Origin of the sequence: Novosphingobium rosa NBRC 15208 (genome assembly GCF_001598555.1) — a bacterium.
GTDB classification, from domain to species: Bacteria; Pseudomonadota; Alphaproteobacteria; order Sphingomonadales; family Sphingomonadaceae; genus Novosphingobium; species Novosphingobium rosa.
Genome location: NZ_BCZE01000129.1, coordinates 1 through 11,663, shown reverse-complemented (window position 1 = coordinate 11,663; position 11,663 = coordinate 1). Strand labels below are relative to the sequence as shown.

Below are 11,663 nucleotides of genomic sequence, written 5' to 3'. Positions count from 1 at the left end.
TGCTGTTCGACTATGTCGGATCGGGCAGCGCTGATCTCGACGCCTATGTCATCGACAAATATGCCACGCTTGATGGCTATGCCCAGGATGTGATCGATCTGGCCCGCGCGCTGGAGATCAAGGATGGCATCTTCGTCGGCCATTCGGTCAGCGCGATGATCGGGCTGATCGCGGCGCGGCAGGCGCCCGAGCTGTTCTCGAAGCTGGTGCTGGTCGCCCCGTCGCCCTGCTATATCGACGATGCCGACTATGTGGGCGGATTCAGCCGAGCCCAGATCCTCGAACTGCTCGACTTTCTGGACAGCAATCACATGGGCTGGTCGCAGGCCATGGCCCCGATGATCATGGCCAACCCCGACCGGCCCGAACTGGGCGAGGAACTGGCAGGCAGCTTCTGCCGTTCCGATCCGGAGATCGCCAAGCGTTTTGCCCGCACCACCTTTCTGTCCGACAATCGCGGCGATCTGGGCGCCATCGCGGCGCAGGTGCTGATCCTGCAATGCAGCGAGGATATGATCGCGCCGCTGGCCGTCGGCCACTATGTGCATGCCGCCATTCCCGGCAGCGAGTTGGTGTTGATGAGGGCCACGGGCCACTGCCCCAACCTCAGCGCGCCTGAGGAAACCATTGCCGCGATCACAGCCTTTGTCTGAAACGCCTCTCGATTACGCGGATCTGTTCGAGGCCGCGCCCTGCGGTTATGTGCTGGCCGATAAGGAAGGCCGCATCACCCGCGCCAACGCGACCTTTGCGCAATGGGTAGGGTGGACGCCGCAAGAACTGCAAGGCAGGCGCTTTGCCGATTTGCTGCCGATCGCGGTGCGGATCTTCTATGAAAGCCATGTGACCCCCATGCTGCATGTTCAGGGCAGCGTGAGCGAGATCGCCCTCGATATCCTCCATGCCCAGGGCCACAAACTTCCAATGCTGGTCAACGGCACGGCGCTGCGTGACGACCGGGGACAGGTCGCTTCGCTGCGTTTCGCCGTCTTCACCGCCTCGCAGCGGCGCAACTATGAGCAGACCCTGCTGCATTCGCGCAATGAGGCACAGGCCAGCGTGCTCTCCGAACGCGCCGAATCCGAGCTGCGCGAACAATTCATCGCCGTGCTTGGCCACGATCTGCGCAACCCGCTGGCCTCGATCGCCGGCGGCGCCCGCATGCTGCTCAAAGAGCAGCTGAGCGAGCGTGGCAGCATGATCCTGCGCCTGATCGACGGCAGCGTGGTGCGGGCTGTCGGCCTGATCGACAATGTGCTCGATTTTGCACGCGGTCGTCTGGGCGGCGGCATCACCTTGACCCGCGACGATCGGGAGCCGCTTGAACTCGTGCTGCGCCAGGTTATCGCCGAGTTGCAGACAATCGCCCCAAGCCACCAGATCGAAGCCGCCTTTTCGATCACAGAGGCTGTCGACTGCGATCGCGTGCGAATGGGGCAATTGCTCTCCAACCTGCTGGGCAATGCGTTGACCCATGGCGCCAAAGACCAGCCCGTGCGCGTTAGCGCGGAGGCGTCTGGCGGCCACCTCGTCATTGCGGTGGCCAATGGCGGCGAGCCTATTTCTCCTGCAGCGCTCGAACGCCTTTTTCAGCCCTTCTTTCGTGGAGATGGTCATAGTCGCCACGAGGGCCTGGGCCTTGGGCTGCACATCGCATCGGAGATTGCCCGCGCGCATGGGGGCACGCTGACCGTGGCCTCTGATCCCACAGAGACCTGCTTCACCTTCACCATGCCGCTTGCCCGAACAGCCCAGGCATAATCACTGCGCATATATTTCTGCGAACATTACCTTCGCTCAGTGCTTCCTTTCTCAGGGCCTTTCGCCTGGAAGGACCGATCCATGGCAAACCAAGAGATCAAAGCCACCGTCCTCGTTGTCGAGGATGAAACGCTGGTACGCCTTTATGGCATGGATATTCTGGAGGATGCCGGCTTCAGGGTGCTGGACGCCGGCAATGCCGACGAAGCCATCGCCGTGCTGCAGAGCCATGATGAGGTGTCCTTGCTTTTCTCCGACATCGACATGCCGGGCAGCATGAACGGGCTGGAACTCGCACACGTCGTCCACGACCGCTGGCCCAACATCCGGCTGCTGCTCACCTCCGGACACCGACAGCCAACGCAGGATCAGATCCCTGACGATGGCCGGTTTATGCGCAAACCGTGGGGCGAGCAGGCGTTGATGGCCAAGATCCGGGAAATCCTCGCCTAGACCACCGGGCATCCCTTTAGGCCGTGTGGTTGATGCGGATTTCACAATCTATAGACGCGGCGGCTGACCTCCCGGCACTTTCGGATGGGCATTGCCTTTCTGAAAGACATTGGCTTGCGGAGTTTTGACATGCAGACGATCTCGGCCCAGGACATCGTGGATACCGTTCGCGAAGGTCTTGTGGTGCTCGACAGCAACCTGGCCGTCGCGTCAGCGAATCGCAGCTTCTACGCCATGTTTGGGGTGACGCCGGAAGATACGATCGGCCGCCGGATTTACGATCTGGGCGATGGCCAGTGGGATGCTCCCGGGCTGAGGGTGCTGCTCGAACAGATCCTGCCCGAACAGCAGGCGGTGGAAGCCTTCGAGGTCGATCACACATTCCCGCATGTCGGGCGCCGGATCATCCATCTCAACGCCCGCAAGGTCTACCGCATCGGCAATCATGTCGAGCATGTGCTGATGACCTTCTATGATGTCACGGATGTCCGCGAGGGGCAGCTCAAGGCAGCGCGCGTCGCGAAGGTCATGCAGACCATCGTGGACACGATGCGTGATCCGCTTGTCATCCTCGACTCTGATCTCATCATCACGACAGCGAGCCGAAATTTCATCAGGATCTTCGGCGATGCCGAGGCCGATGTTCTGGGCAGGCGCATTGAGGATCTCAAGCAGGGCCAGTGGGACATCACACCGCTTCAGCAGCTGCTGGCGCGGGTTGTCCCGGATGAGGCACCCTTCGAGGATTTCCTCGTCGAGGATGACTTCCCCGGCCTGGGCCACCGTGTCTTCAAGCTGAACGCCCGGAAAATCCATGTCCCCGGCAACCATGTAACCCAGCTTCTGCTGGCCTTTGAGGACGTGACCGAGGCCGTTGCGGCCGACCGCTACAGGGATATGATGGCCGTCGAACTGGCGCACAGGGTCAAAAACTCGCTGAGCGTCATCTCGTCCTTCGTCGCTTTCGAGATGCGGCGGGCAGCGGAGCCTTGCCTGCAGGGCTATCAGGCGATGCGCACCCGCATCAATGCCGTTGCCAGCCTCTACGATGTGATCGCCCAGTCCAACGCCTTTGGCCCGGTTGATGTCCAGACCTATCTCAATGGTATTGCCCAGAGCATCCGCTCCAGCCTTGTCGATCCGGATGGGGCTATCGCGATCAGCATAGATGCCGACCCGCTTGTCATCAGCGCCGATTACGCGGTGCCGGTGGGGCTTCTGCTCAACGAACTGGCCACGAACGCCATCAAATATGCCTTTCCGGACGGCAAGGGCAGGATCATGCTCGGCTTCCGTCAGCGCGAGGGTGGCCTGATCCTGTCAGTCGAGGACAATGGTGTCGGCCTGGAAGCGGCCCTGATCCGCGAGGACAGCACCGGCATGGGCACGCGTTTCGTCGACGCCTTCGTGCGGCAGATCGGCGGCACCCTGGCGCGAGCCAGCGGCCCGACCGGCACCACGATCACGGTCCGTCTGCCAGCATCGATCCTAGGCTGACCGTGGCGGTGACCCAAGAGCAGCTTTCCGGCATGTGCCGACATTCCGGACCCCACCGCCATCAGCCTGGCTAGCTGCCAGCAACAATGTGGTGGCATCGCATAGCATAAAGGTTGCCTATCCTCGGTCTGTTCAGGGAGCGTGAGACACATCGCCTGCCGCTCATCAACGATCAAACAGGATGTTCGCGAACGCGCCACAACCCTGAATTTCGCACTCATCCGTTCGCAACGAGCTCCAGGTGAGGGTAACGTTCCGGGTGGACCTGCTCAGCCGCAACACGGCATCGGTCGCGCCCGCCGCGCTTGGCATCATAGAGCGCACGATCCGCCCGACGCAGCGTATCCGCCAGATCTTCGCCCCTATCAACGAGCGTCAAACCCACGCTCATCGTGAGAGTGCGGGACGATCCTATCACCAGACGGGACACCGCCAGACGCAGATGCTCGCAAACCAGCAAACTGCTCTGCTCATCCAGACCCGGCAGCAGGATCACGAACTCCTCGCCACCGATCCTCGCCAGCATGGCAGATGAGGGTTTATTCCGGTCGAGGCACAAGGCCTATGGTCTTGAGCACCTCATCGCCCTGAGCATGGCCAAAACTGTCATTGATCCGCTTGAAATGGTCGATGTCGATCACGGCGACACCCATCGGCGCGCTGCCGTGCCGATGGCCCGTCAGCACGGCAAATCGTTCGAAAAGCGCGCGGCGGTTGGGCAGGTTGGTGAGCAGATCCGTGCGCGCCTGAAGCGCGTTGGTCTGCACCACCGTCTGCAGCACCGTAATCAGGGACAGCAGGCCTGCGGCCACCATCAGGAAGCCCGTGCTGGATTGCGACACCACGGCATAAAGCGTGTGAGCATACTGCGTTTCGCTCACTGCGCCGCCCAGAAAGAGCGCGGCGTACGGTTTCAAAAGAAAATGCAGCGCGGTCAGCGCAAAAATGCCCGACAGAAAGCGGTTCACCGGCGAAGGGGGAGCATGACGCCAGGTGGTGATCGAGCAAAGCGCGCTGCCCAGCGCGAAAGGCACCTGAAAGCCAAGATCGATCCACAGGCTTTTGCCCGGCATCCCGATTGTGATCCAGCTGTAGATCAGACCGATCAGCACAATTGCCAAAGCCCCCCGCCACCAGGGGGTTTTTCCGTAAAACTGGGACATGACCGGCGAATAGAGCGTGATCCCCGACAGGAAGCCGCCGGCGGCGATCATCCCCATCCATTTCAGATCGCCCCCGAAGAGGATCGCCAGCTCACCCAGCGGATTGAGCGCCCCCAGCCCGTAGCACACCGCGATCCACCGCGCTCTGCGGGCACTGGGGTTGAGCTGCCCGATGGTGAGGAAACTCGCCACCAGCATGGCGGCGATGGTGATGTTCACCAGAAAGGGCAGCAGGGCTTGCGGCATGTCAGAGCGGAACCGGCTCGATCAGGATCAGGCTGATGTTGTCCGAACCGTCGCGATGAAGCGCTTGCATCAGCAGGGTGTCAGCCGCCGTCCCGATATCGACGTCCGAGGTGAAATCCTGCGTGTCGAGCATACGCGTGAGGCCATCGGAGCATAAAAGCAACCGGTCGCCCGGCGCGACGGTGTGGGTCATTTGCGCAATCTCGAGAGCCTGTGCAACCCCCAGGGCGCGGGTGACGATATGGGCCTTGGGATGCCGCCTGGCCTGATCGCGGTCGATCAGCCCGGCATCCAGAAGCTCCTGCACCACGCTATGGTCACGCGTGAGTTGCGTCCATGCGCCCGCGCCGCAATGATAGGCGCGGCTGTCGCCTGCCCAGAACAGCGTGGCCCGATCCGCCTCGATATGGAGGACAACCACGGTGGAGCCGATCATTCCACCCGTGTCGCGGCCGCGCGTCAGGATCGCGGCATTGGCCTGCTGCAAGGCCTCCGCAATCATCGATGCCGTGACCGGCGCGGGCTGGCGAACCAGCTGACGCAAGGCGCCGATCACCAGTTCAGCCGCGACATCGCCGCCATGCAGGCCGCCCATGCCGTCCGCCACGGCCCACAGGCCGCGCTCCGGGCAATCGAGCAGACGGTCCTCGTTGATCTTGCGCACATGCCCCACATGGCTGCGCGCCGCCGAGGCGAAAGCCTGTGCGGCCTGCGCCTCGAGCCCGTCGAGCGTTGCGCCCATCAGCCCCGCTCCGCCGCCGCATAGGCGTTGACGAAAGCGCGTTCGAGCGAGCCTTCGGCGCCATCGAGCTGGCGGCGCAGATCGGCGTGGCGTTCCTGCACTTCGCGCATCTGCAACGCCTGCTGGCTCTTGAGCAGACCGCCCTTGCCTTCGGTGGCCGCCGCCACGGCGTCGGGATCGAAGGTCTCGACCGCCTCATGCAGCGAGGCCTGCAGCCCCGCGAAAGTGGCGATCAGATGGCGTTTCACATCCTGCAGCGAATTGGCGATCGCCTCCGGACCCGAAAGAAAACTGCCGATCTCCGAGAGCAGCAGATCGACCGCCAGTCGCTGCGTCGGGGCCCATTTGAATGGATTGTTGCCCGAACCGCTGATCGTGGTGCGCGCCAGATTGTAACGCCGCCGCGCCTGTTCGCGCTCGCGCATCAGATCCGCGATGCTCAGCACCATCTGGCGATAGATCGCCCCGGCGCGCTCCATCACCAGCGCCGGATCGTCACCCGAGAGCATCGAGGCATCCAGTCCCGCACCCCGGCAAAAGGCCTCCATCAGCGATTCGCTCTGGCTGGCCAGCGGGAAGGAGGCGTCTTCCCAATCGGTCGGCACGGCGACGGACATGCCGATGGGCGGGGTGAGCACCATGGTGCGGTCCTCCCCCTGATCCTGATCGGTCAGCTGGGCATGGGTGGCCGCCAGACGAAAGCCGCCGATCCGCAGGGTGGCGGGGACCGTGACCGGCACATCGACCAGATCGGGCAACCGCTCACCGGTGGCATCGTCGAACACGCCGTTGGCCCCGGTGGTGCGTAGCATCAGCCCATGGGGCAGCGCGGAAAGCTCGCAATGCTCACGCGAAAGAGCGCGTTGCGGATCGTTGATCGGCCAGTCGCAGGTCGCGCCGCGCCCGATGGTGATCGTGCCATCACGCAAAAGCCGCGCATCCACAGGCTCGATGGCGCTGTCCTCGGTGAAGAGCTGCAGCATGTACATCGCCCGCGTTCCTTACGCCGCCTGACGAGAGGGAAGCTGGATGCAGGTCGCATCGAGCGCGGGCGCCACCATGTCAGGCATGCCACCCAACCGCGGCTCGATGGTCTCGGCCAGCTGGTTGAAGGCGGTGAAGGCCGCCCCGAACTCGTCGCGGCGGTTGTGCGAGATGCGCAGGGCAAAACCGGACTCGCCCGCCTCTTGCAGCGCCTGCTGCAGGCGTCGCAGGGGCCGCGCCACCAGGGCGCCGCTCAAATAGCCGACCGCCAGCACCACCGCCAGCACGACACCGGCCAGAGCGATCAGCAGCATGCGCGCATTGCCCACCGCCTCATCCAGCGCGGTGCGCGGCACCAGCATGTCGATCTTGCCGAAATCGGCGCCCGCGTAATGGATCGCGCGGACAAAGCGCAGCGATCCGCGCCCGGGCACATCGGTGACCGCCGCATGGCCGGAGGATTCCAGCGCCGCCTCGCCCGCCACGGGGCGATAGCGCTGGCCGACCAGCCCGGCCTGGCTGGCTGCACGCACCGTGCCCTGCGCATCGACCACCACGATGTCCTTCACGCCACCTTCCTGATCGGCGGCGGCCACGAAAGCCTGAAGCGGCGCCCAATCCTGCTGATCGGTGGGCAACCCGGCATTGTCGGCCAGCAGCACGGCGGCATTCTTGCTGACGAAGGTGGCGATGGTCTCGCCGGAGGCCACCGCCATATGCTCCAGCGCGTGCTGCTGCCGGTTGAGCACCGCCGAAATGCACAGCAGCAGCGCGGCCAGCGTGATGCCCACCAGCGCCAGCGGCAGCTTGACGCGGATTGACAGGCCCTTCCGCACCGTGCCCTCATCAGCGCCCAGCGCGGCGATCTCGCGGCGCAGCGCCTGAGCCAACTGGGTGCCATCGGCAAAGCGCTGTTCCGGCTTTTTGGCCAGCAGCTTCTCGATGATCTGGCGCAGGCCCAGCGGGCAATCGGCGGCGCTGCGCTCAATGGGGGCGATCTTGTCCTGCGAGATCTGGATCGCCAGCGTGGCCAGCCCGGTGGCATCGAAGGCCACAGTGCCCGCCACCATCTCATACAGCACCGCGCCCAGCGAGAAGAGATCGGCGCGCTGGTCCACCGGCAAACCGAGGCATTGCTCCGGGCTCATGTAGCGCGGCGTGCCGATGATCTGCCCGGCCTGCGTGCGCGCCAGCAGGCGATCATTGCCGGTGCCGTCGCCCTCATCCATCCGCGCCACGCCGAAATCGAGCAATTTGGCGGTCAGCCCGTCGCTGGAGATAAGAATGTTGGAGGGCTTCACATCGCGGTGCACGATGCCGCGCGCATGGGCGAAGGCCAGCGCCTCGGCCAGCTGCAGCCCCAGCGTCAGCACGCGCTCGAAGGGCATGCGGCCCTGTGCCTGAAGCACGGCGTCGAGCGGCTTGCCCTCCACCAGCTCCATGGCGATGTAGGGGATGCCGTCGATCTCGCCCACGTCGAAGATCGTGGCGATATGGGGATGGGTCAGCGCCCCGGCGGCGCGGGCTTCACGCAGGAAGCGCGCGCTCAGTTCGGGATCGCGCCGGTAATCGGACTTCAGGGCCTTGATGGCGACGGTGCGCCCGATGTCGGGATCGAACGCCCGGAAGACGTCCGCCATCGCGCCTTCACCCAGGCGCCCTGCAATCTGATAACGGCCAAGTTGCTGCATATGCCCTCCGGCCCCCCGTTTGGTCGTCAGCGTCCTAAGGGAAATGACTTAACAAAATTTAGCACGGAGCTATTTTTTGGCATTGGCCCGCACGGTGGCCTCAATCCGCTCGGCGCGGCCCAGATCGCGGGCGATCAGGGCATTGCCGGGGTCGAGCGCCCTGGCCTTGCGCAGCAGGCCGACCGCCTCGCCCACCGCGCCGCGGTTAAGCGCGGCGAGGCCCAGCGCGCGCAGATGCTGCGCGGCGGCGGGATTGGCGGCAGGCTTGGCCGTTGCGGCGGGCGCGGGTTTTGCCGCCGGAGCCGGGCGGCGAGGCCTTTCCGGCGCAGGCGCCGTTGGCTGGGGCCGGGCCACCGGCAGTTCGCCCGGGATGCGCAAAACCTGCCCCGCCGTCAGCGCCACGGGGGTCGCCAACTGGTTGTAGCGCGCCAGCTGATAGGCCTTGAGCCGGTTGCCGAGCAGACGTTCGGCAACATCCGTGATCGTTTCGCCCGGCTGGACGGTGTAAGGATAGCTCTTGGGGCCCAACAACTCCTGCGGATCCTTGTCGAGCGAATCGGCAAGCAGCTGCAGTCTGGGGTTCATCGGCTCCAGCTTCTGCAGAGCCTTGAGCTGCTTGTCCGCCCCTTTCCTGTCCCCCGCCAGCAGGCTGGTCTGGATGGCATCGATCCGCTCGGGTGTGACGGTCAACACCGGGGGCGCGACGGTCTTGGGCCTTTCGTCATGCGAACAACCCGCCACCGAAAGGGCCAGAAGAAATGCCGCCGCGCCTTGGCCAGCCAGTCGCCGGATCATGAACCAAACCTTTGTAATATGTTGTGTTGAGACTGCCGGGGATCGACAGCCAGCTTTGCCGTCAGCCCGGCACGGTCGCGCAGGAAATCAGCGAAATCGGGCCCCGCCAACGGCCGGGAAAAATAGAAGCCCTGAAATTCGTGGCAGCCGTGATGCAGCAGCCAGCGGTATTCCTCGGCCCGCTCGACACCTTCGGCGATCACGCGAATGCCAAGGCCGCGCGCCAGGGCGATCATGCTCTGGCAAATGGCCTGACTGTCGCGACGCTGCTCCACGTCGGTCACGAATTCGCGGTCGATCTTGATCTTGTCGAAATCGAGCTTGCGCAGGGCCGAAAAGCTGGAAAAGCCGGTGCCGAAATCATCGATGGCGATTTTCACGCCCAGTGCGCGCAGCGGCGTGGACTGCCGCCCGGCGCGGCTGGGATCGGCGACGGCCTGCGATTCGGTCAACTCGATCTCGAGTGCCTGCGGCGCCAGCCCCTGCGCTTCGAGCGTGCGGCGGACCCGCGCGTGGAAGCTGGCATCCTCCAGCTGTTGTGGCGCAACATTGACCGCGATCGAGAGGTGGCCCAGATTCAAGCCCTGCCATTGCCGAACGATGCGGCAGGAGGCATTGAGCACCCACAGGCCCACCTCCTCGATCAACCCCAATTGCTCCAGCAGGGGAATGAAGCGCATCGGCGAGACCAGCCCATGCACCGGGCTGCGCCAGCGCAGCAGCGCCTCGGCACCCACGGTGCGCCCCTTGCGGGCATCGATCTGCGGCTGAAAACACAACTCCAGTTCACCACGCGCCAGCGCATGACGCACATCCTGTTCCAGCGCGAACTGCTCGCGTTCCCTGGCATCGCAGGTGTCATCGACGCGATGCACCGCGCCGCCCCGACCTGGCCGCGAACTGGCCACCGCCAGCAGGCGCGCCAGAGCATTCTGCGGCGTTTCCACCGCATGATCGAAGGCGGCGTGATGGACGGTCAGTTGCCCGGCGAAGGGCGCTTCTTCCTCGAGCGGCGCATGCAGCGCATAGCTGATCGCCTCCAGCTGGCCATGGGCATCCCGGGTGGCGACATCCGGACCCAGCCAGATGGCGATCCGCGCCCGGTCGACTTGCGCCACCATACGCCGCGCCCCGGTCATGCGCGACAGGCGCAGCGCCAGCGCCTTGAGCATGTCATCAGCCTGAGCGGGATCGAGCGCGCAAAGCCGGTCGAAATCATCGAGGGCAACAATGCCCAGCGTACCATGGCCATCCTGCGCCATCAATGAAAGCAGCGGCTCCCGGGTCGGCAGGTCTGACACGGGGTGGCGCTGTGGCAGACGCGTGCCGAGCGCCTGCAACTCATGCTCGATTTCGGTGGCGCGGGCCAGTATCTCTCCCCATCCCCGATATGGCTCACAACCCAACCGGTTGGCCAGAAGAGCAAGGCGGTGGCTTTCGCGCGCGCGACAAGCCCACAGGCCTGCAACTGCCATCAGAGCCATGCCCGCTGCCGCCAGACGGGATGGAAACGCTGTCGCTGTCAGGCAGGCCGTTGCGCAGACGGCCGCGCATAGCGCCAAGCACGCAAAATCCTGCAAATTTTTTATCTGGCGCCCGGGCATCCCCGAAAGTTAGCCGCCAAATCGATACGAATAAGTAAATACCACGAGGATTGGAGGTTGCCCCTGCCCTCTGTCACGAGAAGGGGCGATCTATGTTTCATGGTTGAGGCTCCAGCCATATCCGCCAGCCCTCCGCGCCGCTGATCTGCAGGCTGTAGGTTCCGGGATGAGCAATCAGATAACGCCCTTCCCCCTTGCCTGCCTGATGCAGGTTCTGCACGATCTCCCCTTGCGTATCCTTGATCGCCATCACGAAAATCACACCCTCACTTTCGAAGCGAAGCATGGTCGGGCGGGCGCAGCAAGGCGCATGACGCCCGGAGAGATGATCGATGGGCAAAGCTGCCAGAAGGCGCGGATGATGCGGCGGATCAGCCCATCCATCCGCCATACGCTGATCGTCGCCGGGCTCGTGGCTCTGGCGGTTGTGGTGGCTATGGCGCTGGCGGCGGGCCTTGGCCTGAGCCGCGCGCATCATGTGTTGACGCGCTCCGGTTATTCGCAGGAGCAGCTGGCCATCGCCACCCGGATTGAGGCTGAGGTGAATGCCTATGTTGCGCGGGTGGCCCTGGGCTCAGCGCAGGAGCGTGTCAGCGGCAGCGCGGAGATCGAAAGCCTGCTGGCGCATTACGCCGCCTCGATTCGGGAAGAGCATCGGTTTCTGGCTGCCAACGGCGAGAACGATGATGCCGAAAACGAGCTGGCCAGCTTCGACCATGACCGCCTT

General features: G+C 64.2%; 13 protein-coding genes. 5 read left to right on the top strand and 8 right to left on the bottom strand.

Features of this window, described 5'->3' with window-relative positions; genetic code table 11:
• The 4 genes from SR3_RS29200 to SR3_RS29185 form a co-directional block, all read left to right on the top strand.
• Positions 1–653: alpha/beta fold hydrolase (locus SR3_RS29200; protein ID WP_068094604.1), on the top strand; the 653-nt coding region annotated here is incomplete at its 5' end.
• Positions 646–1,761 carry a PAS domain-containing sensor histidine kinase gene (locus SR3_RS29195; RefSeq protein ID WP_084456045.1) on the top strand — a complete coding sequence of 372 codons (1,116 nt, stop codon included), beginning with the start codon at positions 646–648 and terminating at the stop codon, positions 1,759–1,761. The genes SR3_RS29200 and SR3_RS29195, both read left to right, overlap by 8 nt.
• Before the next feature lie 81 nt (positions 1,762–1,842).
• Entirely contained in the window at positions 1,843–2,214 is a 372-nt protein-coding gene (locus tag SR3_RS29190) for a response regulator (protein WP_068094599.1), read from the top strand.
• Positions 2,215–2,343: 129 nt separating this feature from the next.
• Positions 2,344–3,711 (top strand): sensor histidine kinase, encoded by a 1,368-nt coding sequence (locus tag SR3_RS29185; RefSeq protein WP_068094607.1) that lies wholly within the window; start codon positions 2,344–2,346, stop codon positions 3,709–3,711.
• A gap of 217 nt (positions 3,712–3,928) precedes the next feature.
• On the opposite strand, the gene SR3_RS32870 is transcribed toward SR3_RS29185, so the two are convergent.
• The 8 genes from SR3_RS32870 to SR3_RS29145 form a co-directional block, all read right to left on the bottom strand.
• A complete protein-coding gene (locus SR3_RS32870; protein ID WP_068094597.1) occupies positions 3,929–4,237 on the bottom strand; it encodes a GGDEF domain-containing protein in 309 nt (102 codons plus the stop codon).
• A gap of 13 nt (positions 4,238–4,250) precedes the next feature.
• Positions 4,251–5,120, bottom strand: a complete 870-nt coding sequence (locus SR3_RS32710) for a GGDEF domain-containing protein (protein ID WP_068094595.1) — start codon at positions 5,118–5,120, stop codon at positions 4,251–4,253.
• A 1-nt stretch (position 5,121) separates the two neighbouring features.
• A complete protein-coding gene (locus SR3_RS29170; protein ID WP_068094591.1) occupies positions 5,122–5,862 on the bottom strand; it encodes a PP2C family protein-serine/threonine phosphatase in 741 nt (246 codons plus the stop codon).
• Positions 5,862–6,851, bottom strand: a complete 990-nt coding sequence (locus SR3_RS29165) for a type VI secretion system-associated FHA domain protein (protein ID WP_068094586.1) — start codon at positions 6,849–6,851, stop codon at positions 5,862–5,864. Before SR3_RS29165 ends, SR3_RS29170 begins: the two co-directional genes overlap by 1 nt.
• A gap of 12 nt (positions 6,852–6,863) precedes the next feature.
• Positions 6,864–8,537 carry a serine/threonine-protein kinase gene (locus SR3_RS29160; protein ID WP_068094582.1) on the bottom strand — a complete coding sequence of 558 codons (1,674 nt, stop codon included), beginning with the start codon at positions 8,535–8,537 and terminating at the stop codon, positions 6,864–6,866.
• 69 nt (positions 8,538–8,606) lie between these two features.
• On the bottom strand, positions 8,607–9,332 hold the full coding sequence (locus tag SR3_RS29155; protein WP_068094581.1) for a LysM peptidoglycan-binding domain-containing protein: 726 nt from the start codon (positions 9,330–9,332) through the stop codon (positions 8,607–8,609).
• Positions 9,329–10,816 carry a putative bifunctional diguanylate cyclase/phosphodiesterase gene (locus SR3_RS29150; protein WP_169805743.1) on the bottom strand — a complete coding sequence of 496 codons (1,488 nt, stop codon included), beginning with the start codon at positions 10,814–10,816 and terminating at the stop codon, positions 9,329–9,331. The genes SR3_RS29155 and SR3_RS29150 overlap by 4 nt, the downstream gene beginning before the upstream one ends.
• Before the next feature lie 217 nt (positions 10,817–11,033).
• Entirely contained in the window at positions 11,034–11,189 is a 156-nt protein-coding gene (locus tag SR3_RS29145; protein ID WP_157099199.1) for a hypothetical protein, read from the bottom strand.
• Between the two features lie 57 nt (positions 11,190–11,246).
• Between SR3_RS29145 and SR3_RS29140 the strand changes: the two genes are divergently transcribed.
• Positions 11,247–11,663 (top strand): hypothetical protein (locus tag SR3_RS29140; RefSeq protein ID WP_157099198.1); only part of this gene is annotated, 417 nt, incomplete at its 3' end.